The organism is Neorhizobium sp. P12A, from assembly GCF_008365395.1.
Classification (GTDB): domain Bacteria; phylum Pseudomonadota; class Alphaproteobacteria; order Rhizobiales; family Rhizobiaceae; genus Rhizobium.
In genome coordinates this window covers 382,060-406,841 of record NZ_QOVX01000003.1, presented here as the reverse complement: position 1 = coordinate 406,841, position 24,782 = coordinate 382,060, and the positions used below count along the sequence as shown (strand labels likewise).

General features: G+C 61.0%; 16 protein-coding genes. 8 read left to right on the top strand and 8 right to left on the bottom strand.

All coding sequences use genetic code 11. The features are described from left to right. Positions 1-76 precede the first annotated feature (76 nt). Positions 77-8,560: a glucoamylase family protein gene (locus tag DTW90_RS13725; protein WP_149338969.1), complete on the top strand. Its 8,484-nt coding sequence runs from the start codon at positions 77-79 to the stop codon at positions 8,558-8,560. A 99-nt stretch (positions 8,561-8,659) separates the two neighbouring features. Then, entirely contained in the window at positions 8,660-9,898 is a 1,239-nt protein-coding gene (gene opgC, locus DTW90_RS13720; protein ID WP_149338967.1) for an OpgC domain-containing protein, read from the top strand. An 81-nt stretch (positions 9,899-9,979) separates the two neighbouring features. Here the strand turns inward: opgC and DTW90_RS13715 are convergent, their stop codons facing one another. Next, on the bottom strand, positions 9,980-10,621 hold the full coding sequence (locus tag DTW90_RS13715) for a dihydrofolate reductase family protein (RefSeq protein ID WP_149338965.1): 642 nt from the start codon (positions 10,619-10,621) through the stop codon (positions 9,980-9,982). A gap of 147 nt (positions 10,622-10,768) precedes the next feature. Between DTW90_RS13715 and DTW90_RS13710 the strand changes: the two genes are divergently transcribed. Then, positions 10,769-11,104 (top strand): metalloregulator ArsR/SmtB family transcription factor, encoded by a 336-nt coding sequence (locus DTW90_RS13710; RefSeq protein ID WP_132522363.1) that lies wholly within the window; start codon positions 10,769-10,771, stop codon positions 11,102-11,104. Between the two features lie 4 nt (positions 11,105-11,108). Beyond that, the gene (locus DTW90_RS13705; RefSeq protein ID WP_149338963.1) at positions 11,109-11,588 is read left to right on the top strand and encodes an SRPBCC family protein; all 480 of its coding nucleotides are present in this window, start codon (positions 11,109-11,111) and stop codon (positions 11,586-11,588) included. Between the two features lie 33 nt (positions 11,589-11,621). Here the strand turns inward: DTW90_RS13705 and DTW90_RS13700 are convergent, their stop codons facing one another. The 3 genes from DTW90_RS13700 to DTW90_RS13690 all read right to left on the bottom strand — a co-directional run bounded on the left by DTW90_RS13700 (position 11,622) and on the right by DTW90_RS13690 (position 14,327). After that, positions 11,622-11,888 carry a DUF2277 domain-containing protein gene (locus tag DTW90_RS13700; RefSeq protein WP_149338962.1) on the bottom strand — a complete coding sequence of 89 codons (267 nt, stop codon included), beginning with the start codon at positions 11,886-11,888 and terminating at the stop codon, positions 11,622-11,624. Between the two features lie 166 nt (positions 11,889-12,054). Further along, positions 12,055-12,405, bottom strand: coding sequence for a VOC family protein (locus DTW90_RS13695; protein ID WP_149338960.1), 351 nt, complete (start codon positions 12,403-12,405; stop codon positions 12,055-12,057). A gap of 152 nt (positions 12,406-12,557) precedes the next feature. After that, positions 12,558-14,327 (bottom strand): glucan ABC transporter ATP-binding protein/ permease, encoded by a 1,770-nt coding sequence (locus tag DTW90_RS13690; protein ID WP_149338958.1) that lies wholly within the window; start codon positions 14,325-14,327, stop codon positions 12,558-12,560. A gap of 369 nt (positions 14,328-14,696) precedes the next feature. Between DTW90_RS13690 and DTW90_RS13685 the strand changes: the two genes are divergently transcribed. From DTW90_RS13685 to DTW90_RS13675, 3 genes are all read left to right on the top strand, one after another. Beyond that, positions 14,697-15,437 (top strand): LuxR family transcriptional regulator, encoded by a 741-nt coding sequence (locus DTW90_RS13685; RefSeq protein WP_132522353.1) that lies wholly within the window; start codon positions 14,697-14,699, stop codon positions 15,435-15,437. 132 nt (positions 15,438-15,569) lie between these two features. Next, on the top strand, positions 15,570-19,031 hold the full coding sequence (pyc, locus tag DTW90_RS13680) for a pyruvate carboxylase (RefSeq protein WP_149338956.1): 3,462 nt from the start codon (positions 15,570-15,572) through the stop codon (positions 19,029-19,031). Between the two features lie 135 nt (positions 19,032-19,166). Further along, complete coding sequence (locus DTW90_RS13675; protein ID WP_149338954.1) at positions 19,167-19,736, top strand: NAD(P)H-dependent oxidoreductase; 570 nt, start codon at positions 19,167-19,169, stop codon at positions 19,734-19,736. Positions 19,737-19,809: 73 nt separating this feature from the next. Here the strand turns inward: DTW90_RS13675 and DTW90_RS13670 are convergent, their stop codons facing one another. From DTW90_RS13670 to DTW90_RS13655, 4 genes are all read right to left on the bottom strand, one after another. Beyond that, complete coding sequence (locus tag DTW90_RS13670; protein WP_132522347.1) at positions 19,810-20,571, bottom strand: amino acid ABC transporter ATP-binding protein; 762 nt, start codon at positions 20,569-20,571, stop codon at positions 19,810-19,812. Then, positions 20,568-21,248, bottom strand: coding sequence for an amino acid ABC transporter permease (locus DTW90_RS13665; RefSeq protein ID WP_149338952.1), 681 nt, complete (start codon positions 21,246-21,248; stop codon positions 20,568-20,570). The genes DTW90_RS13670 and DTW90_RS13665 overlap by 4 nt, the downstream gene beginning before the upstream one ends. A 215-nt stretch (positions 21,249-21,463) precedes the next feature. Then, on the bottom strand, positions 21,464-22,237 hold the full coding sequence (locus tag DTW90_RS13660; RefSeq protein ID WP_132522343.1) for an amino acid ABC transporter substrate-binding protein: 774 nt from the start codon (positions 22,235-22,237) through the stop codon (positions 21,464-21,466). Between the two features lie 159 nt (positions 22,238-22,396). Continuing rightward, a complete protein-coding gene (locus tag DTW90_RS13655; protein WP_149338950.1) occupies positions 22,397-23,341 on the bottom strand; it encodes a DMT family transporter in 945 nt (314 codons plus the stop codon). 179 nt (positions 23,342-23,520) lie between these two features. Here DTW90_RS13655 and DTW90_RS13650 point away from each other — a divergent pair, with 179 nt between their 5' ends. Next, complete coding sequence (locus DTW90_RS13650; RefSeq protein ID WP_149338948.1) at positions 23,521-24,720, top strand: MFS transporter; 1,200 nt, start codon at positions 23,521-23,523, stop codon at positions 24,718-24,720. The last annotated feature ends 62 nt before the right edge of the window (positions 24,721-24,782 follow it).

The following is a 24,782-nucleotide window of genomic DNA, read 5'->3' as shown; positions in this document are numbered from 1 at the left end:
TGAACTGTTCTGCCGAATTGCGCAAACGGGTTAAGGCGAATGCCTGTAACTCTGTTTGGATCCAGAACCCGAACCCATGTCATCTCAAGTTTCTTCCACCGCTCCGTCCCAGGACCCCGAAGTCAAGCAGATCAATCAGACCGATATGATCCGCTCGACGCAGTTTTCCAGCGATCAGTTGCGGGAATGCGGGGAAGCGTTTGCGCTGGACAGCAGCATGAAGCTTCCTGGCTTCCAGCCCTTCGACTTCTTTGCGCGGCATCGCGAAAACGAAACCGAGATCCTGCGCGTCTACAAGTCTGCCGCGATCGATGTGGAGCGGGGCGAGACGATCACGCCGGCCGCCGAATGGCTGCTCGACAACCACTACATTATCGAAGAAGCGATCCAGGAGGTCCGCCGCGACTTCCCGAAGAAATTCTATCGCGAACTCAACACCATGACGGTCGAGGGCATGGTGATGCCGCGCACGTTGGCTTTCGCCTGGCTTTACGTCGCCCATACGCAAAGCAGCGTCTCCTATGCCAGCCTGATGGCAATGGTCGACGGCTTCCAGAAGCACGGAACCTTCAAGATCGGCGAACTCTGGGCGATCCCGTCTCTGGTTCGCTATGTGCTCGTCGACAATCTGCGCCGTATTTCGTCCCGCGTCGACGCGAGCCGGACGATGCGCCGCAAGGCCAACGAGGCCGCCGACGAACTCATCCGCCTGAACGACGATGCCAGGGCGCTCGACTATCTGAAGTCGCTGGAGCCGCTGGCAACAGACAATACTTTTGCTGCGCAGTTCCTCTACCGCATGCGCGACGGGTCGCAGACCTCGGGGGTCGCGATCGACTGGCTGGAGCGGCGGCTCGAGGCCGCGGGCACGAATATCGAAGCGGTGACCATGGCGGAACACAACCGCCTGTCGGCCGGCAATGTCACGATGGGCAGCATCATCAGGAGCCTGCGCGAGATCGACGATACCGAATGGTCGGTGTGGGTCGAAGAGGTCAGCAAGGTCGACAAGCAGCTCTGGACGCAGACCGACTATGCCGAACTCGATCCCGGTTCGCGCAATGCCTATCGCAAGCAGATCGAAAAGCTCTCCCGCCGCTCCGGCAAGAGCGAAATGGAGATCGCGCAGATCGCCATCGACATGATGGAGGAGGCAAAGACCTCTTCGGCGCCGCAGCCGCACGAGCCCAATGTCGGCGGTTTCCTTGTCGGCACGCAGCGGGAAAAGCTGGAGGAGGCGATCGGCTTCCGACCGTCCGTCTCGCAGCAGTTCCTGCGCTTCGTGCGCCAGTGCAACTGGCTTTCGATCGCGGTTCCCGTCATTGTGATCACGGTTCTCGCCCTCATCATTGTCGGCAGCGTGATGATCCACGAGGGTATCGGCATTCCCCAGACGATTCTTCTGCTTGTGATGTTCACGCTTCCGGCGTCCGAGGGCGCGACAGGCCTGTTCAATTTCTTCGCGACCTTCTTCACGACGCCGGATCGCCTCGTCGGCTATGAGTTCGAAGAGGGCGTGCCGGAAGACGCGCGCACGCTCCTCGTTGTGCCGACGCTGATCTCGAACCGCGACAGCGTCGACGAACTCGTGCGCAATCTCGAAGTCCACTATCTCGCCAACCCGCGCGGCGAACTCTATTTCGCGCTGCTCAGCGACTGGCCGGACAGCCAGTTCGAGGAGACGGAATCCGATCTGGAAGTTCTGGATTATGCGCGCGGCGAGATCGCGAAGCTCTCGGCCCGCTATGCGCATGACCGCAAGACCCGCTTCTACCTCCTGCACCGTCGCCGGCTCTACAGTCAGGGCGAAGGCGTCTGGATGGGCTGGGAGCGCAAGCGCGGCAAGCTGCATGAGCTCAACATGCTGCTGCGCGGCGACCGCGATACGACCTTTCTGCCCGGCGCAAACATTGTGCCGAAGGATGTCCAGTATGTCATGACGCTGGATTCCGACACGCGCCTCGTGCGCGATACGGTCACCAAGCTCGTCGGCAAGCTCTATCACCCGATCAACCGTCCGGTCGTCGATCCGGAAAGCCGGAGGGTCGTCAGCGGCTACGGTGTATTGCAGCCACGCGTGACGCCCTCGCTGACGACCGGCAAGGATGCATCGGTCTTCCAGCGCATCTTCTCCGTCAATCGCGGCCTCGACCCCTATGTCTTCACCGTGTCAGACGTCTATCAGGACCTGACCGGCGAAGGCACCTTCACCGGCAAGGGGCTTTATCACGTCGATGCGTTCGAGACGTCCCTACGCGGCAAGATCGACGAGAATTCGGTTCTGAGCCACGACCTTCTCGAAGGCTCGATGGCGCGTTGCGCGCTCGTGACAGATGCAGAACTCGTCGAAGACTTTCCGATCCGCTATGAAGTCGAAGTGTCGCGCCAGCATCGTTGGGCACGCGGCGACTGGCAGCTGCTTCCCTATATCTTCACTTCGAAGCGCGGCGTGACCGGGCTTGGCCGCTGGAAGATGTTCGACAACCTGCGCCGTTCTTTGACGCCGATCGCCTGGTTCTTCGCCTCGATCTTCGGCTGGTACTTCATGGGCGCCTTCGGTGCGCTCGTCTGGCAGATCCTTCTGATCTTCTGCCTGTTCGTGGCGCCGACGCTGTCGCTGATCAACGGCATCATCCCGCGCACCAGCGATATCATCGCCAGGGCGCATCTCTACACCGTCTGGAATGACGTGAAGGGGGCAAACGCCCAGGTGGCGTTGCGCGTCGTCTTCATCGCAGATACCGCCTGCATGATGGCGGATGCAATCATCCGCTCGCTCTACCGACTGTTCGTGACGCGCAAGCTGATGCTGCAGTGGCGCACTGCCGCGAGCGCCCAGGCCGTTGCCCAGACGACCATCTTCGGCCATTACCGCGTCATGTGGCACGCGCCTGTCATGGCGTTGCTGGCCATCATCCTGGCGGTGTTTTCGGGCGGCAATGCCTACCTCGTCGGCATTCCCTTCGCCGCTCTCTGGATCCTGTCTCCGGCCGTTGCCTGGTATGTCAGCCAGTCCGCCGAGACGGAGGATCGCCTCGACGTGCCCGAGCATGTCTCGGCCGAGTTGCGGAAGATCGCGCGCCGCACCTGGCGCTATTTCGAGACCTTCGTCATCGAGCAGCAGCATCACCTGCCCCCGGACAACGTCCAGCAGACGCCGCACGCCGTGCCAGCACCGCGCACGTCGCCGACCAATATCGGCGTCTATCTGCTCTCCGTCGTGTCGGCGCGCCATTTCGGCTGGCTGTCCTTCGAAGAGACGATCGACAAGATGGAAAAGACCATCGCGACCGTCGAGCGGATGGAGAAATTCCGCGGACACCTCTTCAACTGGTACCATACCGACACGCTGCGGCCGATGGGCCAGCGCTACGTGTCGTCGGTCGATAGCGGCAACTTTGCCGGCCATCTGATCGCCGTCTCATCGGCCTGTCGCATCTGGGCGGAGGCGCCATCGGCACATATGCATGGCAATCTAGACGGTATCGGCGACGTTGCCGGCATCCTCGGTGAAGTGCTGGCAGACCTGCCTGACGACCGCAAGACGGTTCGCCCGCTGCGCCGGCGCCTGGAAGAGCGTATCATGGGCTTCCAGAATGCGCTTGCCGCCGTCAAGCGCGAGCACGAATTCGCCTCGATCCGCATCATCAACCTGTCCGTGCTTGCGCACGATATCCAGAAGCTTGCGGCCAACCTCGACCACGAGGTAAAGTCGACTCAAAGCGGCGAAGTAACCCGCTGGGCGGAATCGCTGATCAAGGTCTGCGAAGGCCATATCTCCGACAGCACTTACGATCTGTCGAATGTTGATACGCTGCGCCAGCGTCTGGCAAAGCTCCGCGACACCATGCGCGAGATCGCCTTCTCGATGGACTTCAGCTTCCTTTACCGGCCGGAGCGACGGCTGCTGTCGATCGGCTTCCGTGTCGAAACCGGCGAGCTCGATGCCGCCTGCTACGACCTCCTGGCCTCGGAAGCACGCCTGACCAGCCTGTTTTCCATCGCCAAGGGCGATCTGCCGACCGAGCACTGGTACAAGCTTGGCCGCCATGTCGTCGCCGTCGGTTCGCGCGGCGCGCTGGTCTCCTGGTCGGGCTCGATGTTCGAATATTTGATGCCGCCGCTCGTCATGCAGGAGCGCCAGGGCGGTGTCCTCAACCAGACCAACAATCTGATCGTGCTGGAGCAGATGAACTATGCGCGCCGGCTCGGCACGCCCTGGGGCATTTCGGAAGCGGCCTTCAACGCTCGCGACACACAAATGCACTATCAGTACACCAATTTCGGTGTGCCCTCGCTCGGCCTGAAGCGCGGCCTCGGCCAGAATGCCGTCATCGCGCCCTATGCCTCGATCCTCGCCAGCCAGTATAATCCGGAAGCGGCGCTGGAAAATCTGCAGAAGCTGCGCAAGGTCGGCGCGCTCGGCATGTACGGCTTCCACGATGCCGTCGATTTCACGCCGACGCGCGTGCCTGAGGGCAAGAAGTGCGCCGTCGTCTACAACTACTATGCGCACCATCATGGCATGTCGATCGCAGCTATCGCAAACGTTGCGCTCAACGGCCTGCTGCGCGAGCTTTTCCACGCCGATCCCGTGATCGAAGCAGCCGAACTGCTGCTACAGGAAAAGGCGCCGCGCGACATTCCCGTCATGGCCGCCAAGCATGAAAGTGATGCGCCGGCCAATATCCAGGAAGACCTGCTGCGGCCGGAAGTGCGCAAGATCGACAATCCGGGCCAGCAGGATCGCGAACTGAGCTTCCTGTCCAACGGCCACTATTCCGTCATGCTGACGGCGACCGGCGCCGGCTACTCGCGCTGGAACGGACTTGCCGTTTCGCGCTGGCGCGCCGATCCGACCGAGGATCGCTGGGGCACCTTCATCTTCCTGCGCGATACGGTCTCCGGCCAGTGGTGGTCGGCAACGGCTGAGCCACGCAGCATCGAGGGCGAGAAGACCAAGGTCAGCTTCAGCGACGAAAAGGCGGAATTCAGCAAGACGATCGGCGACTTCACGAGCGAAGTCGAATGCATCGTCGCGACGGAAAACGATGCCGAAGGTCGCCGCGTCACCCTGCTCAACATGGGCACGGAGGATCGCTTCATCGAAGTGACCTCCTACCTTGAGCCGGTCGTGACCTCGGATGACGTCGATGCGGCGCATCCGGTCTTCGCACGCATGTTCCTCAAGACCGAGATCGGCCGCCGTGGCGACGTGATCCGCGTCGAGCGCAACAAGCGCGATCCGAACGAGCCCGACATGGCGATGGCGCATCTGATCGTCGACAATGCCGGCCCGGAACGTCCGACGGAATTCGAAACCGATCGCCGCAAGTTCATCGGTCGCGGCCGCAGCCTTTCCGAAGCCGCCGCCTTCGATCCCGGTGCTGCGCTCTCGGGCACCGATGGCTTCACGATGGATGCCTGCCTGTCGCTGCGCCGCGTCGTGCGCGTACCGGCCGGCAAGAAGGTGAGCGTGATTTTCTGGACAATCGCCGCGCCAAGCCGCGACGACGTCGACAAGGCGGTGGAACGCTACCGTCACCCCGATGCCTTCTCGCGGGAACTCACGCAGGCCTGGACGCGTACGCAGATGCAGATGCGCCATGTCGGCGTGACCTCGCAGCAGGCGGCCGTCTTCCAGCACTTGGCCCGCTATGTCGTCTATCCCGATATGCACCTGCGCGCCGATGCGGCGACAGTCAAGGCTGGGTTGCAGTCGCAATCCGCGCTCTGGCCGGTATCGATTTCGGGCGATTTCCCGATCTTCACGTTGCGCATCAATGACGACATAGACCTCGGCATCGCCAAGGAGGCGCTGAGCGCGCTGGAATATCTCCATTCCCGTGGCATCATCATCGATCTCGTGATCCTCAACGAACGCGCGGTCGACGATGCCCAGGACATGCAGCAGTTGCTCGAGGCGGCTTGCGAGAATGTGCGGCGTCGGTCCGACAATATCGGGCACCACCTCTTTGCGGTTCGCAAGGACTTGATCGAGGAGGGGACATATCGCGCGATCCTCGCAGCGTCCCGCGTGGTCTTCCATGCCCGCAACGGCAAGATCGTCGATCAGATTGCCCGTGGCCCGTCGCTGATATCGACGCGCCAGGGTGACACGACCGGCCCGACCCGCATGATCCCACTAGAACCGGCCTTCTCGGCCTCGACTGTCGAAGACGCCGGCGATCTCGACTTCTGGAACGGCTATGGCGGCTTTGCCCGCGACGGCCGCGAATATGTCGTGCGCCTCAATGGCGGCCAGTCGACGCCGCATCCGTGGATCAACGTCATCTCGAACGAGCATTTCGGCTTCCACATTTCAGCAGAAGGCGCCGGCTTTACCTGGAGCGTCAATTCGCGCGACTACCAGCTGACGCCGTGGACCAACGACATGGTGATCAACCGTCCAGGCGAGGCGGTCTATCTGGCCGATCTCGAGAGCGGCAGGGTAATGACACCTTACGCCGCCCTGTCGCGCCAATCGACCGCGCAGTTCGAGGCGCGGCACGGCCTCGGCTACTCGGTCTTCTCGAGCACGCAGGACGATGTCGCGATGGAGATGACCCACACGGTCCATCGCGAGCGCCCGGCCAAGCTGATGCGCATGCGCATCCGCAACACCGGCAAGGAGAGCCGCAGGTTGCGCCTCTACGGCTATGCCGAGTGGGTGCTGGGCAGCAATCCGCGCCGCACCAAGCCATTCATCATGTCGACGCATGACGAGGGTACCGGCTCGCTGCTGGCCTCCAACCCCTACAGCATCGATTACTCGACGCGCGTGGCCTTCTTCGCGGCAAGCGAGGCTGCGACCAGTGTTTCGGCAAGCCGCCGCGAGTTCATCGGCAAGTTCGGAACGATCCAGGCGCCGCAGGCCGTGGCCTATGGTTCGGAGCTTTCCAACTCGATGGAGATGGACGGCGACCCCTGTGCTGCGCTTGCGATTGATCTGAGTATCGCGGCTGGCGAGGAGCGGGATATCTGCTTCTACATGGGCGATACCGCGTCCCAGGACGAGGCTCGCGCGCTAATCTCGGATATGCGGAGTACCGAGTTCGACGAGGTCCTGCAGGCAGGTCAGTCCTTCTGGAACGACTTTACCAGCCGCCTGCAGATCTCGACGCCGGATGCGGCGATGAACCACATGATCAATGCCTGGCTTCCCTATCAGAGCCTCGGCTGCCGCATCATGGCGCGTACGGCGTTCTATCAGGCGAGCGGCGCTTTCGGCTTCCGCGACCAGCTCCAGGACACGCTGGCCTTCCTGACGCATTCGCCGGATCTTGCCCGCAAGCAGATCCTGAATGCCGCCCGGCGCCAGTTCCGCGAAGGCGATGTCCAGCACTGGTGGCTGCCGGAAACCGGCGCCGGCGTGCGCACGCATATTTCCGACGACGTGGTCTGGCTCGCCTATGCGATCAACCAGTATTGCATCGTGACGGGTGATCGCACGCTACTCGATGAGGAGCTTCCCTTCATCGAAGGCGCAGCCCTCATGCCAGGGATCCACGACGCCTTCTACCATCCGACGGTTTCCAAGGATAAGGTCAGCGTGTACGAGCACGCGGCACTGGCGCTCGATCTAGCGATCAAGCGCAAGGGCAGCAACGGCCTGCCGCTCATCCTCGGCGGCGACTGGAACGACGGCATGAACCGCGTCGGCTTCCAGGGACGTGGCGAGAGCACCTGGCTCGGCTGGTTCCTCGTCAGCACGCTGAAGGCCTTCCTGCCCTATGCCGAGGCCCGCGGCGACAGGGACCGCGTCGAGCGCTGGACGCGGCATATTCCGGAGCTGAAGAAGGCGCTGGAAACGGCCGGCTGGGACGGCGGCTACTATCGCCGCGGCTATTTCGACGACGGCAGTCCGCTCGGCTCCAGCGAAAGCATGGAATGCCGGATCGATTCAATCGCGCAGTCCTGGAGCGTGCTTTCGGGCGAGGGCGACAAGGCCCATTCCGAAGCGGCCATGGGCGCCGTGCTCGACAAACTCGTCGATCCCGAGGCCAAGATCATCCGCCTGTTCACGCCGGCCTTCCAGAAGTCGAACAAGGATCCGGGCTATATCAAGGCCTATCCACCGGGCGTTCGCGAAAACGGCGGGCAGTATTCACATGCGGCCACCTGGGTGGTCATGGCGCTGGCCGAGATGAATCGCGGTGATGACGCGCTGCGTTGCTTCGACATGCTAAACCCGGTCAACCACGCCCTCGACCAGGCGTCGGCCGACGTCTATCGCGTCGAGCCCTATGTGGTTGCCGCCGACATCTATGGCGAAGGCCAGCTCACCGGTCGTGGCGGCTGGACCTGGTACACGGGTTCGGCCGGCTGGCTCTACCGCGTGGCGATCGAGGGCATCCTCGGCATCCGCGTGAGGGACGGTCACCTTTACGTGAAACCGGCGCTTCCTTCTGCATGGGATGGGTTCTCCGCAGAGCTTGATCTGGCGACAGGGAAATACCGCATTTCGGTCTCAAAATCGTCCGATGCGGCAGGTTACGGTGTGACAATCAACGGTCAAGTGATCGCCCACCTCGAAGAGGGCTATCCCATCGGCGGATAGCGCAGTTTCTCTTCACCATCATGTGCATTGATCGGTGTGGCCAAAGGGGGGAACTCTTTTGGCCACAGTTGCGTTTGATTGCCGGAAAAGGAGAAGCCTATGGTTTCAAGTCCGAACGGAGCGGTTGTGGCCGCAGATCAAAGCGGATTTTCCAAGGCAGCTGGATGGCGCGACACACGCCTCGACGTGCTGCGGGGTCTGGCGTTGCTCGCCATCTTCATAAATCACGTTCCCGGCCAGATATTCGAATATTTGACGACCAAGAATTTCGGGTTCTCCGATTCGGCCGAAGGCTTCGTGCTGATCTCGGGCATTGCCGTCGGACTTGCCTATGGCGGTCGCTTCAAGCCGGGCAATCGCCTGGAGGCATCGTGGAAGGCGGTAAAGCGCGCCTTCACGCTCTACCTCGCCCATATGATGACGACCTGCATGACGCTGGTGCTGTTCATCTCGAGCGCCTGGCTGTTTCATCGGCCCGGTCTGCTCTGCGAAGTCAATATCCTGGCGGTGCTGACCAATATCCGGCAGGGCATTCCGGCGCTGCTGCTGCTCGGCCACCAGATCGGCTACAACAATATCCTGCCGATGTATGGCGCCCTGCTGTTGATGGTTCCGATCATCCTTTATCTGGAGTCCAGCAGCCCGCTGCTGGCGCTTAGCGTATCCGCTACCGTATGGCTTGTTGCAGGCGTCTATCAGATCGCCCCGCACAACTCGCTAGTGGAAGGTTTCTGGTTCCTCAATCCGCTGTCGTGGCAGTTCCTCTTCACAATCGGCATCGTCAGCATGATGCATGTCCGCCGCGGGGGAACGATCGTCAGGAACCCGCTGCTCCTGACCGTCGCGATCGCCTATGTCGCCGTGTCCTTCGTCTGGGTGATCTTCAAGCTCTGGAGCCTCGGCGAAGTTCTGGCCTCGCTTGGACTGCCCACCGTCATCACCGGCTTCGACAAGACCTTCCTGTCGCTGCCGCGCCTGCTGCATGTGCTGGCTCTCGCCTATATCATCATCAGCGTACCGGCCCTGTCGCAGCTCTTCCGCCGTCCGTCAGACCATCCGCTGACGATCCTCGGCCGGCATTCGTTGAACATATTCGTTGCCGGGACGATCCTTGCGATGGTGGGCCAGATCATTCTCTACCTGACAAACCAGGATAAGATCGTTGGCCCGCTCTACGTCGTCGCCGGCATCGTCGCTCTCTTCGTCTATGCCTATTATCTCGAGCACAAGCGGCTCGGCGGCCATGGCAGCGGGCGTCCCGTGGAAACTCCGGCAAGAGCCGTTGCGGTTCCGATCCACATTCGGCACGGCCAGCGCCTCGACCGCGTGGGTCGATAAGCGCGGGACGGCAAGAAGGCTTTCCAAACCCGCCGATGGTCTCGGCGGGTTTTTTGTGGTCCTGATCGTCCAAGTGACAAGTTAGCGTTGGAAGGTAAGGTGGATGATGCCGCTCGGGGCAGTTTCCGACTTGACCGTGTAGCCAGATTCCAGGCCGCGCAGGTCGTCCCACAGGCGTATGCCGCGCCCGAGCAGGATTGGCGTGATGGCAACATGAAGACGATCGACAAGACCCGCCCTTAGGAAGTCGCGAACGACCGTCGGGCCGCCGCCGATCCGTACATCTCTGCCGCCGGCCGTCGCGACCGCCTGCTTAAGCACATCAGCCGGAGCGGCGCTGAGGAAATGGAAGGTGGTGCCGCCAGCCATCTCGATGGAGGGTCTGGAAGTATGGGTGAGAACGAAGACCGGAACCCGGAAGGGCGGCTCTTCGCCCCACCAGCCGCGCCAATCCGGATCATCGGGGAAGTTGTGAAGCCCGAACATGCCGGCACCCATGATTTCGGCACCCACATTCTCGAAATATTCCCTGGCGTAATCGTCATCGAGACCTGATGTCCCGGCTCCGCTGGTATCCCCAAGGACGCGCTCGCGGAATGTTCGGGTTGCCGCATATGCGCCGACGAGACGCGGCCAGTCCTCGCCGAACGGGACTTCGGGCGTCTGGTCCGTGGTTGTCGCGAAACCGTCGAGCGAGATCATGAGATCGACACGTACTGCCATTGGAACTCTCCTTGCGAAGTGGTTGCGCCATAGCCGCCCCATAAGTTGGGCTTGATACTAAGGTGATTGCCTTTATATAGAATGCGAATACTAAGGCAAGTACCTTATTGTTATTGACTGGGGCCCGAACTCGTTTTACTGAGTTGCATGCCTTATCACTCGACCCCTCTCGATCTTGCGTTTCACGCTCTCAGCGACCCGACCCGCCGCGCGGTGGTCTCGCGGCTGGCTGATGGCGAGGTGCCGGTCAGCGTGCTTGCCGAGCCTTTCGACATGGCGCTGCCCTCCTTCGCCCAGCATCTCAAGGTGCTGGAAGATTGCGGACTGATCGCGAGTGAAAAGCGCGGGCGCAGCCGCTGGTGCCGGCTGGTGCAGGCGCGGTTCGACGAGGCGGCGGATTGGATGATCACGGAGCGCCAGCGCTGGACCGAGCGGCTGGATCGCCTGGAAGTCTACTTGGACAAGAGGGAAGAGGATGGTTAGGAACATGGCAAATCCGTTCGACACCTGGTCGCTTGATCGGGAAATCGTGCTCGTGAAACTGCTCAATCATCCGCGCGACAAGGTCTTTGCCGCCTGGATGGATCCGAGGGCGCTGGCCGAATGGTATGGTCCGGCCGGCCTTAGAATCGAGAGCCACGAGGCCGATATCCGTGAGGGTGGGGTCTGGCGGTTTGACATGGTGGGCATGTTCGAGGGCAAGGAGCAGCGCTTTGCGAACCTCATGCACTTTCTGGAGATCGTCCCCAACGAGCGGATTGTGATGGACTATGGCACGCCCGATCCCAACGATCCCGACCGTTTCCGCACCACTGTCACCTTCGATGAGCAGGCCGATGGCAAGACGGTGCTGACCCTGCGCCAGCTCCACCCCAGCCCCGCGCGGCGAAAAGCCGTCATCGGCTTCGGCGCGGTCGAATACGGGCTACAGACGCTGGATGGCCTCGCAGCCTGGCTGGACAGCTGACAGAGAGGACGCTTTCAGAGCGGAGCGTCGCTTCTATGCAAACCTGGTCGCCGATCGTGCGCGCGCCTTTGCGGCCACTTCTTCGCGGTCGCGAGGCGGTTGAGACGTCTCCAGCGAATTGAGCAATTCGCGGGCACAGTTCGCGATCGACAGGACCGCGCTTTCGAAGGCAACCTCGTTGCGTTTCGACGGCTTGTTGGTTCCGCTCAGCTTGCGGACGAACTGAAGCGCCGCATCATGGATCTCCTCGTCCGTCGCCGGCGGATCGAAATTGAAGAGGGGCTTGATGTTTCGACACATGCCTTGCTTCCCTTTATCGTCTCGCCATCGCCAAGGAGCGTGGCCTCCTCATGAAGCTAGTCGTGTGAATGCCAATTGCAACCGGCTGCATGGGCAGCCCAGCGAATGACCGCATGGGGCTTGGAATGCGCCACATCGCCCATTCGTTCGCGAACCCCGTCTCGTTTCATCTGTGGCTGAGAATATTGACCAGCCTGCCGAAGGGATCGCGGACATAGAAGCGGTGAACGCCCCAGGGTTCATCCGCCGGGCCGTATTCTATCGAAAAACCCTGCGCCTTCATGTCCGCCAGCACGGCGTCCACATCATCGACTTCAATAGAGAGATCGGGAACGGGCGTACCTGATCCGCCTTCGGACGCGAAGCTGATCTGGGCAGTTGCCCGCTGATCCGAGCCATATGTGGCGATCCAGCCGTGATCCATCAGGAGATCGAGGCCGAGAACGTCGCGATAAAAGCGCTCGGCCAAAGCGATATCCGACGTGCGGACATTGGCGACAATGCGTTTGACCCTCATAGCGCTCTCCTCTTCGCCTATCGGAGCTTCAATCAGCGGGTTTGCCAATACGGGAGACAAGCTATCGCCGATCGACAACAAGAAAAAGGCCGGAAGAGCGATGCTCCTCCGGCCTCCGTCTTGTCTAGGCCCCGTAATTTCAGGCGCTGGCCCTATGCAGCTTCCGTGTCTGTCGTGTGAGCCTTGCGGACTTCGTCGTCCGTCAGGATGCCGCTGGCGCGCAGCAGGGCTGCGAAGCGGCCGTTGCTCTGGCTGAGCTCGTTGAAGCCGCCCTTTTCGATGACGCGGCCGTTTTCGAGGAACAGCACCATGTCCGCTTCCCGGACCGTCGAGAGACGGTGAGCGATGATGAAGGTGGTGCGGTTCTGGCGAAGGTTGTCGATAGCAGCCTTCACGCGATTTTCGGTTTCCACGTCGAGCGCACTGGTCGCCTCGTCGAGTACCAGGATCGGCGCATCCTTGAGGATGGCACGGGCGATCGCGATACGCTGGCGCTCACCACCGGACAGCTTGTTGCCTCGTTCGCCGACGCGTGTCTCGTATTGGCCTTCGCGCGTCTCGATGAAGTCGGCAGCGGCAGCGGCCTCTGCGGCCTGGCGCATTTCCTCTTCGGTGGCGCTCTCGCGGCCGAGGCGGATGTTGTCGCTGATCGAACGGTTCAGCAGGCCGGCGTCCTGGAAAACGGTGGCGATATGGCGGCGCAGCGACTTGCGGCTGACCTTGGTGATGTCAGTGCCATCGACCAGGATCTGGCCCTTCTGCGGGTCGAAGACGCGCTGCAGCAGGTTGACCAGGGTCGTCTTGCCGGCGCCCGTCGGGCCGACGATGGCGACCGTCTGGCCGGCCTTGACCGTGAAGGACACGTCATGCAGGCCCTGCGAGGTGTTGCCGAAGCCGAAGGAGACGTCGCGGAATTCGACTTCGCCCTTGACGTCCTTGATCTCGCCGATGCCGGCCGGTTCTTCGCGTTCGCGGACCGAATCTTCCAGCTCGTAGAAGTCTTCCAACTTGGCGCGGGCTTCGAAGATCTGCGTTGCAAAGTTGCGCAGCAGCTCGAGGCGGGCGATCAGCACGTTCGCAAAGGCGATGAAGGTGATCAGCGAACCGATGCGCAGCGAGCCGTCCTGAACCATCAGCGTGCCGATCATCAGGATCGCCATCATGGCGACGGTCGAGGCAGTGCGGTTCAGCGCGCCGGCGAGCGCCCACCAGTCGAGAACCGGATACTGGGCGTTGAGCAGGTCCTGGGTAAAGGCCTTCAGCGTCCTGGTTTCGGCTTCGATGCGGTTGTAGCTATGCAGCACCGAGACGTTGCTGATGGAATCGCTGACATGCGAGAAGACGGTGTTGTAGTGGCTCTCGACCGAGGTCTGGCCGTCCTTGGTGCGCTTCATGACGAGGCGGCCGATCACCCAGTAGAAGATGCCGAGCAGGAGGAGCACGCCTGATAGCCGCAGGTCCATCGAGATGGCGGTCGGGATCATGACGACAAGCGCGATCGCGGTCGACAGATGGTTGCGGATGAATTCGAGCCAGAGGCCGAACAGCGCTTCGCAGGCGCGCAGCAGCGTGTTCAGCGCGCTCGCCGTGCCACGCTGGCTATGCCAGGAGAGGGGCATCGAAATAATACGGCCGAAGGCCTCCGTCAGAAGCGTGGCGCGGCGCCCATGCGCCAGCCTGTCCGCCTCGCGGGAGACGACGATGAAGGCGATCGTGTTGAAAACGGCAAAGCCGGCCCAGACCATCATGGTCGGCGCGACTGCCGTTTTATTCGAGATCGCGTCGAAGATGCGACCGAAGAGAACGGGTTCCCAGACGGTGATCATCGCAAGCGCGATATTTGCAAGCACAACGAGAGCAACGCGATATCGATACGCGCCAAGATACTTGAGAGCTCTAGCGTAGACTTTGAAAAGTGACACGTTGGGTACCTCATCTGCATCTGCAATACTCGGGATGGTGCGATGCTACGATTTGGTACCTGAACCGGCGATTAACGAAATCCTACACTGATTCTGCAACGCAATCCTTCGTCTCTCCACAGGCTTGTCAGCCCTGTTTCCGGGGCTTTGCCGCTTGGCTGACGGCAATTTGATGACGGCAGCCTGCGGTCGCTGGAATTCCCCTCACGAAAAATGTAGCCATTGAGGATTATCAAAAATTCGCTGGTGACGGTTTTCCGTTTTCCTGCAACATAGCGCTCGACCGTGTCCGATGTCTGGGGGCAACGACAGACAGGCGGGCTGCAATGTCGAGCGCCGGCGTAGCGAGTTTGGTGCCAGGGGGTATGTGTGAATATTCATTCGTTAATTCAATTGCTTGTGGTTATGGAAGAATGCAAGGTTGCCGAAAACGTGGTGGCCGAGCTCGAGCGTGTGCTCCGTTCCTACAAGTTTGATTTCTACGGACTACTGCGGCAGCCGAAACCGAATACGGACCCGATGAGCCTTGTTCTTGCGGGCCGCTGGCCCGAGAAGTGGCCGCTGGTCTACATCGCCAAGAAGTACGTTCTCATCGATCCGACGATCCGCTTCCTCGCGCGTGCGCAGCGGCCGTTCCGCTGGCGCGACACGATCGCTGCCTTCCGTGCGGACCCGCATCGCCGGCGCATGGAGCAGATGATGGTCGATGCGCGCAGCCACGGGCTGCTCGACGGCTATATTTTTCCCATTCATGGGCGCAACGGGCTGCTTGGAAATATGACGATCGGCGGCAGCGTCGTCGATCTGTCGCCGATCGAGATCGCTCTCTTCGAGGCAGTCGCCAAGAAGGCATTCTGGCGCATGCTGGAACTCAAGGGCGAGGCAGAGGCGCTGGAAGCGGGATCTGTCGTCGATACGCAGATGACGCGGCGCGAGATGGAAGTGCTGAACTATCTGGCCGACGGCATGACCTCGATCGAAATCAGCAAGCTGCTCAAGATCTCCAACCATACGGTCGACTGGTACATGAACGGCATCCAGGACAAGCTGAAGGCGAAGAACCGCCAGCACATCGTCGCCCTTGCCTTCCGCTACGGGCTCATTTCTTGAGCAAAAAATCCTGGCGCAACTATTTTACGCTATGGCGCGCCGGGAAATTGAACTTCTTGTGACAAGACGTTAAGAATTTCCTTCGCGGGTGCAGCATACCCGTCCGTGTGTGACGTCGTGAGGGAGACCGACTTGCCGATATCCAAGATCCTAGTAGCCAACCGTTCCGAAATCGCCATCCGCGTATTCCGCGCTGCAAATGAACTCGGCATAAAAACGGTGGCGATCTGGGCAGAGGAAGACAAGCTCGCCCTGCATCGCTTCAAGGCCGACGAAAGTTACCAGGTCGGCCGTGGGCCGCATCTTGCCCGCGATCTCGGGCCGATCGAGAGCTACTTGTCGATTGAGGAAATCATCCGCGTTGCTAAGCTTTCGGGTGCTGACGCGATCCATCCCGGCTACGGGCTTCTGTCCGAGAGCCCGGAATTCGTCGATGCCTGCAACAAGGCCGGCATCATCTTCATCGGCCCGAGGGCCGACACGATGCGACAGCTCGGCAACAAGGTGGCTGCGCGCAACCTGGCGATTTCGGTCGGGGTGCCGGTCGTGCCGGCCACCGAGCCGCTTCCCGATGACATGGCCGAAGTCGCCAAGATGGCCGAGGAGATCGGCTATCCCGTCATGCTCAAGGCCTCCTGGGGCGGCGGCGGGCGCGGCATGCGCGCCATTCGCGATCCAAAGGATCTCTCCAAGGAAGTGACCGAAGCCAAGCGCGAGGCAATGGCCGCCTTCGGCAAGGACGAGGTCTATCTGGAAAAGCTGGTCGAGCGTGCCCGCCACGTCGAAAGCCAGATTCTTGGCGATACGCAAGGCAATGTCGTCCACCTCTTCGAGCGCGACTGCTCGATCCAGCGCCGCAACCAGAAGGTCGTCGAGCGCGCGCCGGCACCTTACCTGTCAGAGGCGCAGCGTCAGGAGCTTGCCGCCTATTCGCTGAAGATCGCTGGCGCCACCAATTATGTCGGCGCCGGCACGGTCGAGTATCTGATGGATTCCGATACCGGCAAATTCTACTTCATCGAAGTCAATCCGCGTATCCAGGTCGAGCATACCGTCACCGAAGTCGTGACCGGCATCGACATCGTCAAGGCGCAGATTCACATCCTTGACGGCTTTGCCATCGGTACGCCTGAATCGGGGGTTCCGAAGCAGGAAGACATCCGTCTCAACGGCCATGCGCTTCAGTGCCGCATCACCACCGAAGATCCGGAGCACAATTTCATTCCGGATTACGGCCGCATCACCGCCTATCGTTCGGCTTCCGGTTTCGGCATCCGTCTCGACGGCGGCACGTCCTATTCGGGCGCGATCATCACCCGCTTCTACGATCCGCTGTTGGTCAAGGTGACCGCCTGGGCGCCGAACCCATCAGAGGCGATTGCCCGCATGGACCGCGCACTGCGCGAATTCCGTATTCGCGGCGTCGCCACCAACCTAACCTTCCTCGAAGCGATCATCACGCATCCGAAGTTCAGGGATAACAGCTACACGACCCGGTTCATCGACACGACGCCTGAGTTGTTCCAGCAGGTGAAGCGGCAAGACCGTGCCACCAAGCTGCTCACCTATCTCGCCGACGTGACCGTCAACGGCCATCCCGAAGCCCGGGGCCGGCCGACGCCGTCTGCCAAGGCTGCAAAGCCCATTCTGCCCTATATCGACAGCGTGATACCTGACGGCACCAAGCAGCTGCTCGACAGGCTCGGCCCGCAGAAATTCGCCGAATGGATGCGCAATGAAAGCCGCGTCCTGATGACCGACACGACGATGCGCGACGGCCATCAGTCGCTGCTGGCCACGCGGATGCGCACCCACGACATCGCCCAGGTTGCCGGCACTTACGCCCGCGCGCTGCCACAGCTCCTCTCGCTCGAATGCTGGGGCGGGGCAACGTTCGACGTCTCCATGCGCTTCCTGACGGAAGATCCGTGGGAGCGCCTGTCGCTGATCCGAGAGGGTGCGCCGAATCTGTTGCTGCAGATGTTGCTGCGCGGCGCCAACGGCGTCGGCTACACCAACTACCCGGACAATGTCGTCAAGTATTTCGTCCGCCAGGCGGCCAAGGGTGGCATCGACCTCTTCCGCGTCTTCGACTGCCTGAACTGGGTCGAGAACATGCGGGTGTCGATGGACGCCGTCATCGAGGAGAACAAGCTCTGCGAAGCGGCGATCTGCTACACCGGCGACATCCTGAATTCGGCCCGGCCGAAATATGACCTGAAATATTATACCGATCTCGCCGTCGAGCTGGAAAAGGCCGGCGCACATATCATCGCGCTGAAGGACATGGCCGGGCTGCTGAAGCCGGCTGCCGCCAAGATCCTGTTCAAGGCGCTGCGCGAGGCAACCAGCCTGCCGATCCATTTCCACACGCATGACACATCGGGCATTTCGGCGGCGACCGTGCTTGCGGCCGTGGATGCCGGCGTCGATGCCGTCGATGCGGCGATGGATGCGCTGTCGGGCAACACCTCGCAGCCATGCCTCGGCTCCATCGTCGCAGCCTTGGCTGGCGGCGAGCGCGACCCAGGTCTGAACTCCGAATGGATCAGAAAAATCTCCTTCTATTGGGAAGCCGTGCGCGGCCAGTACGCGGCCTTCGAAAGCGACCTGAAGGGGCCGGCTTCGGAAGTCTACCTGCATGAAATGCCGGGCGGACAGTTCACCAACCTCAAGGAGCAGGCCCGTTCGCTCGGTCTCGAGACCCGCTGGCACCAGGTCGCCCAGGCCTATGCCGATGCCAACCAGATGTTCGGCGATATCGTCAAGGTGACGCCCTCCTCCAAGGTGGTCGGCGACATGGCGCTGATGATGGTCAGCCAGGATTTGTCGGTCGCTGATGTCGTTAGTCCGGACAAGGAAGTGTCCTTCCCGGAATCCGTGGTCTCGATGCTGAAGGGCGACCTGGGTCAGCCTCCGAGCGGCTGGCCGAAGGCGCTGCAGAAAAAGGCGCTGAAGGGCGACAAGCCCTATACGGTTCGGCCGGGCTCCCTGCTTGCCGCAGCCGACCTCGATGCCGAGCGCAAGACCATTGAAAAGAAGCTGGAGCGCAAGGTCAACGATTTCGAGTTTGCCTCCTACCTGATGTATCCGAAGGTGTTCACCGATTTCGCGCTGGCATCGGACACCTATGGTCCGGTCTCCTCGCTGCCGACGCCTGCCTATTTCTACGGTCTGCCTGAGGGCGAAGAGCTCTTTGCGGAGATCGAAAAGGGCAAGACGCTTGTCGTCGTCAACCAAGCGATGACCGGCACCGACGACAAGGGCATGGTCACCGTGTTCTTCGAGCTCAACGGCCAGCCGCGCCGCATCAAGGTGCCGGATCGTGCCCATGGTGCTGCGGGTGGTGCCGCGCGTCGCAAGGCCGAGACCGGAAACGCGGCCCAGGTCGGCGCGCCGATGCCAGGCGTCATCTCACGCGTCTTCGTCTCCGTCGGCCAGGCGATCAAGGCCGGCGATGTTCTCGTTTCCATCGAGGCGATGAAGATGGAAACGGCGCTGCATGCGGAGAAGGACGGCACGATTGCCGAAGTCCTCGTCCATGCCGGCGACCAGATCGATGCCAAGGATCTCCTGGTCGTCTATGCGGCCTGAGATCCGGAATGTTCACCGGATCGTGACCTCATTGGAGGTTGACGCCTGATTTTTCGGCCATTTTAGTGGTTGTCTCCTGACGGAGGCGACCTCTAGATTGAGCCGGGCAAGCGGGCAACTCATAGGATATTTCATATGAACAAGTTGAAAATCGCAGTCATCGTCGGCAGCACGCGCATTGGCCGGTTCGCCGAACATCCAGCAAAATGGATCGCGGACATCGCCGGCAGCCGCTCGGAGTTCGATGTCGAGGTGCTCGATCTTCTCGACTACCCCATGCATTTCTTCGGCGAAGAGCGCACGACGGAAGCGCAGAGCGAAACCGCGGAACGCTGGAAGAAGAAGCTGCGCGAATTCGACGCCTATATCTTCACCGCCGCCGAATACAATCATGGACCGACGGCCGTTCTGAAGAACGCCATCGACCTTGGCGAGTTTATCCAGAAGCCGGTTGCCTTCGTCGGCTACGGCGGCGTTGGTGGCGCACGGGCGGTTGAGCAGCTTCGCCTGATCTTCGTCGAAATGGGCGCTGCCTCTGTCAAGACAGGGGTTCACATCGCCTTCAGCGAATATCTTGCCGTGCTGAAGGAGGGCAAGAGCCTCAGCGACTATCCGCATCTGGTGGAAGCAGCCAAGAACCAGCTCGATCAGCTGGTCTGGTGGGGCAATGCCCTCAAGACGGCGCGGGCGGTCATTACGGCCTGATCCGATTATCGATAACAGAAATGAGAGGCCGCCCGGTAAACTCCGGAGCGGCCTTTGCTTTGTCTGCCTGCCCTCAGATATCGTAGCTGTGGCCGGCGTTCAGGGTCGAAATGAAGCGCTTGGTGCGCTCCTGTGCCGGTGCACCGAAGATGGTGCGGGCAGCACCCGTCTCGACGATGCTGCCAGCTTCGAGAAACACGACATCGTTGGCGATCTTGGAGGCAAGACGCAGGTCATGCGTCGCCATCACCATCGTCGTACCCTCGTTGGCGAGGCGGGCGAGAACGTCAACCACTTCGGAGGCAAGTTCCGGATCGAGCGCCGAGGTCGGCTCGTCGCAGAGCAGCACGCGCGGCGAGGGGGCAAGCGCCCGGGCAATCGCCACGCGCTGCTGCTGGCCGCCCGACAGGGTTGCCGGCCACGCATCAGCCTTATGCGCCATGCCGACCTTGGTCAGCAATTCCATGGCGCGTTCCCGTGCCCTGGAGGCCGGCCACTTCAGGACGGTGGTCAGACCCTCCATGACGTTTTCGATTGCCGTGCGATGCGGGAAAAGCTGGAAATTTTGGAAGACCATGCCGGTCTGGCGGCGGATTTTCTGGATCGCCTGCCAGCTGGGCTTCTGGTTTGGCGAAAAGCTCAGCGTATCCTCGCCGAGCCGGATCGTGCCGGCGCTTGGAACTTCAAGCAGGTTGATGCAGCGCAGTAGGGTGCTCTTGCCGCCGCCGGATGGGCCAACGAGCGCGGTCACGTTGCCCTCGGGGATCCTCAGGCTGATGTCCTTCAGGATGACGGCGTCGCCGAAGCGCTTTTCGATATGGGAAAGTTCGATCATGAGCGGGCCTCCAGCATACCGCCATAGCGGGCGAAGCGCGTTTCGAGCCGGACCTGCAGTTGGGAGAGGACGGAGCTGAGGGCGAGGTAGATCAGGGCGGCTTCGATATAGAGGATCAATGGCTCATAGGTGGTGGCGACGATACGCTGGGCGGCCTGGAAAAGCTCCGGCACGGTGATCGCCGCTGCAAGCGAGGTGTCCTTGACCAGCGAGATAAAGGTGTTCGACAGCGGCGGCACTGCGACGCGCGCCGCCTGCGGCAGGATGGTGCGGCTCATCGCCTGCCGCCAGCTCATGCCGATCGAATATGCGGCTTCCCATTGGCCCTTCGGCACGGACGAAATGACGGCGCGGATGATTTCCGACGTATAGGCGCCGACGCTGAGCGTGAAGCCGATCAATGCCGCCGGAAAGGCGTCCAGCAGGATGCCGATGCTCGGCAGGCCGTAGAAGATCACGAAAAGCTGCACCAGCAGCGGCGTGCCGCGGATGACCCAGACGTAAAAGCGCGCGATCGCTGAGACAGGCGCCGGTCCGAAGAGGCGGGCGATTGCGGTCATCAGGCCGAGCGTCAGGCCGAACACAAAGGAAAGGAGCGTCAGCGGAATGGTGAAGACGAGCCCCGCCCAGAGCAGGGAACTCAAGGAATCCGCCATCAGTTGGAGCCAATGCGGCAAGGGCGTTCTTTCTCGAAAGTTGGTGCGTTTAGAAAGTGCAATACCCCTCCCCAACCCCTCCCCACAAGAGGGAGGGACTTAAAGGAGGCGCCGGCGGCACCAAATATCGACCGTACTGCTGGCTGAAAGGCTGTTTTGAGAAGAAAACAGCGCGGCATAGAAACCCATCCCCCTTGTGGGCAGGGGATGGGGAGGGGGCTTTGTGCAGGCAGGACTTACTTCGAAACGTCCTGGCCGAAATACTTGTCGGAAATCTTGGCGTAGGTGCCATCAGCCTTGATGTCGGCGAGCGCTTTGTTGATCGCTGCCAGCAGTTCCGGCTCGTTCTTGCGGATGATCGCGCCGGAATAGTCGGCATTCGACTGCTGGGCGACGATCTTCACCGGTGCATCCGGCTTGTGCTTCTTGAAATCGAGGAAGGAGAGGCTGTCGTTGATCGTCGCATCGGCGCGGCCGGTGAGCACCAGCTGGATGGACTGATCGAAGCCGTCAGTGCCGACGAGTTCGGCGCCGGACTGTTCGGCAAGCTTGCCGAAGTTGCTGGTCAGCGATTGTGCGGACTTCTTGCCCTTGAGATCGGGGAAATCCTTGATGTCGCTGTTGCTGTCCTTGACGATCAGAACGGCCTTGGAAGCAATGTAGGGCTCGGAGAAGTCGTACTTCTGCTTGCGCGCATCGGTGATGCCGACTTCGTTGATGACGGTGTCATAGCGGTTGGCGTCGAGGCCGGCGATCAGGCCGTCCCACTTGCCTTCGAGGAACTGGGCCTTGACGCCGAGCTTCTGCGCGATCGCTTCGGCGATCTCGATGTCGAAGCCGACCAGCTTGCCGCTGCCGTCATGATAGGTGAATGGCGCATAGGTCCCCTCGGTGCCGACCTTCAGGACGCCAGCGGACTTGATGGCATTCAGGTTTTCGCCGGCATGGGCGGGAAGGATGATTGCGGCCTGGACGAGGGCTGCAGCGGCAATGGCTTTGAACCAGTTCATTGTCTTTTCCGTTTCGAGAGTTCGATGCTGCATAGATCGCAGAAAATCATATCTCGTGTAGCGTAGAAAACTGCAAAAGAAATGGGCAAGTGCGAATATTTTTCTCAAATTGCGGCGAACGGCGGTTTTCGCACGTCGCTACAGGAGTTTGAGAGAATCTCAGGCCGCCGCGCGGCTGCGTTTCCAGCGCTCGCTGAGGATGATGATCCCGCCTGCGCTGAGGATGAGGACGGCGCCGACGAAGACGTTTGTCTTCGGAATGTCGCCCCAGATCGCATAGCCGAGGATAAAGGCCCAGACGAGCGAGGTATATTCGAAGGGCGCGAGCACGGAGACCGGCGCCTGGCGCATGCCTTCGAAAAGCGCGAACTGGCCGACGCCTGCGATGAGGCCGGTCAGGCAGAGCAGGATCATCTCATGCATGGTCGGCGTTTTCCAATGCAGGACCATCATGATGACTGTCATCAGGATGAACATCACGTTGGAAATCGCCATCTGGATCAGGCTCTTCTCGTGCAGCGCGGTCTTGCGCAGCAGCACCATGGCCGAGGCCCAGATGACCGCGGCCTGAAGAGCGAGATAGACCGGCCAGGAAATCGTCAGGCCGATCGGGTTGGAGGCGATGACGACGCCGCAGAAGCCGAGGCCGACTGCCGTCCAGCGCGGCCAGGTCACGCGCTCGTGCAGGATGATTGTCGCAAGGATCGTGCCGACCACGGGGGCCGCGTAATAGAGCGTCGTCACTTCAGCGAGCTGCAGGTAGCTCGCCGCAGAATAATAGGAGATCCAGGCGACCAGCAGCAGGATGCTGCGGACGATCATCGGCTTGATGATCGGCGAGCGGATCGTCTTTGAGACCAGAGACGGGCCTTCGAAGATGAAGCAGCCGGCAAGGATGGTGACGCTTCGGAAAAACAGGATCTGCCAGACAGGAATGGTGACCACCAGCAGCTTGATGGTCGCGTCATGCGCGGTGAACATCGCATAGGCAAAGATGGTGAGCAGTATGCCGTAGCTGACTTGATTTTTCACGGGATGCACCGAGGCGAATGGGAAGAGAATCGAACGGAAAGCCGGGGAATGGCAAAGCGATAGGAGCCTCATATTTCGCCGTCAATACACCTTCTGTAGCCGGCATTCACGATGCGTTTTTATTTCGCGGTTGTGGCTTTGTTGCCTCCAGTTTAACAAGCGGTGACGAAACGTGACTGATGAGAGGCTTCAGCATTGTTGCAAATCTAATCGATTTAAATAATGGTGCGCCGGCATTTGGAGGACAGTTCATGGACGGAATCAGCAAAAATAACGCCGCGGAGACCTCAAGAAGCGGGTTCTTCACGAAATCGCGTGCGGCGGTTTCGTTGCTGTTTCTGGTCAACGGCTTTGCCGTCGGGAGCTGGGCCCCGAAAATTCCAGAGTTTGCCGAGCGGCTACAACTGTCCAAGTTCGAGCTCGGCCTGATGATCCTGGTCTTCGGTCTCGGCTCGCTGCTGATGATGCCGCTGGCCGGTGCCCAGATCACGGGGCGAGGCTCGAAAGTCGTCTGCAAGGTCATGGCCGTCCTGCTGCTGCCGATGCTGCTGATCCTGACGGTTGTCCAGAATGTCTGGACCGCGGCGCCCGCAATCTTCCTCTTCGGCGGGTTCATCGGGGCGATGGATGTGGCGATGAATGCCAATGCCGTTGCGGCCGAAAAGTCCATGCGCCGCGCCATCATGTCGTCCTGCCATGCCTTCTGGAGCCTTGGTGGCCTCATCGGTTCGGCGATCGGTGGCTATCTCATCTCGCATTGGGGCGTGCTTGGCCATGCCGAAGTGGCGACTGTTCTGTCGATCGTCTTCCTGGTGATCGCATGGCCGATGATCCTTAGCGATCAGCCACACCCGGACGAGGAAAAGCCGAAGGCCAAGCTGCCCATGATCCCGCTGCCCTGGCTGCTCGGCATGATGGCGCTCTTCTGCATGATCCCGGAAGGCGCTGTGCTCGATTGGGGCGCGCTCTATCTCCGCCAGGATCTCAGCGCCTCGGTGACGCTCTCCGGCCTCGGCTTTGCGGCTTTCTCGCTGACCATGGCGACCATGCGATTTGCGGGCGACTTCGTGCGCGACAAGCTCGGCGCGGTCATGACGCTCAGGGTCTGTACGGCTTTCGCGATAACGGGCATGGTGCTCGCCAGCCTCGCCCCGAATGCGGAACTGGCCATTCTCGGTTTTGCGTTTTGCGGTATCGGGATTTCCAACATGGTGCCGATCGCCTTCTCGGCTGCCGGCAACGTGCCGGGGCTGCAGCCGGGCATCGGGATTTCGGTCGTGACGACTATGGGTTATTCCGGCATGCTGGTGGCGCCGTCAGCGATCGGCTTTGCCGCCGAGCATGTCGGCTTCTCCGCTGTCTTCCTGGCCTTACCGGTGCTTCTGCTGGTCGTTCTTTGCTTCTCTAGCCTTGCGCGCTATGCCGACGGCATCGGCGGCGGAGGGCACTGAAGTCCTGCCCCGAGCAAAAGTTGATGCTTGGGGCGGTTGACAAGCCTTTCGCCTTGATCCAC

Bases quoted from the DNA above. Each gene is read 5' to 3' on its own strand.
- DTW90_RS13725 (WP_149338969.1), top strand. From the start codon at position 77: ATGTCATCTCAAGTTTCTTCCACCGCTCCGTCCCAGGACCCCGAAGTC.
- DTW90_RS13660 (WP_132522343.1), bottom strand. From the start codon at position 22,237: ATGAACTGGTTCAAAGCCATTGCCGCTGCAGCCCTCGTCCAGGCCGCA.
- DTW90_RS13715 (WP_149338965.1), bottom strand. From the start codon at position 10,621: ATGGCAGTACGTGTCGATCTCATGATCTCGCTCGACGGTTTCGCGACA.
- DTW90_RS13650 (WP_149338948.1), top strand. From the start codon at position 23,521: ATGGACGGAATCAGCAAAAATAACGCCGCGGAGACCTCAAGAAGCGGG.
- DTW90_RS13655 (WP_149338950.1), bottom strand. From the start codon at position 23,341: ATGAGGCTCCTATCGCTTTGCCATTCCCCGGCTTTCCGTTCGATTCTC.
- DTW90_RS13675 (WP_149338954.1), top strand. From the start codon at position 19,167: ATGAACAAGTTGAAAATCGCAGTCATCGTCGGCAGCACGCGCATTGGC.
- DTW90_RS13670 (WP_132522347.1), bottom strand. From the start codon at position 20,571: ATGATCGAACTTTCCCATATCGAAAAGCGCTTCGGCGACGCCGTCATC.
- DTW90_RS13705 (WP_149338963.1), top strand. From the start codon at position 11,109: ATGGCAAATCCGTTCGACACCTGGTCGCTTGATCGGGAAATCGTGCTC.
- opgC (WP_149338967.1), top strand. From the start codon at position 8,660: ATGGTTTCAAGTCCGAACGGAGCGGTTGTGGCCGCAGATCAAAGCGGA.
- DTW90_RS13710 (WP_132522363.1), top strand. From the start codon at position 10,769: ATGCCTTATCACTCGACCCCTCTCGATCTTGCGTTTCACGCTCTCAGC.
- DTW90_RS13700 (WP_149338962.1), bottom strand. From the start codon at position 11,888: ATGTGTCGAAACATCAAGCCCCTCTTCAATTTCGATCCGCCGGCGACG.
- DTW90_RS13695 (WP_149338960.1), bottom strand. From the start codon at position 12,405: ATGAGGGTCAAACGCATTGTCGCCAATGTCCGCACGTCGGATATCGCT.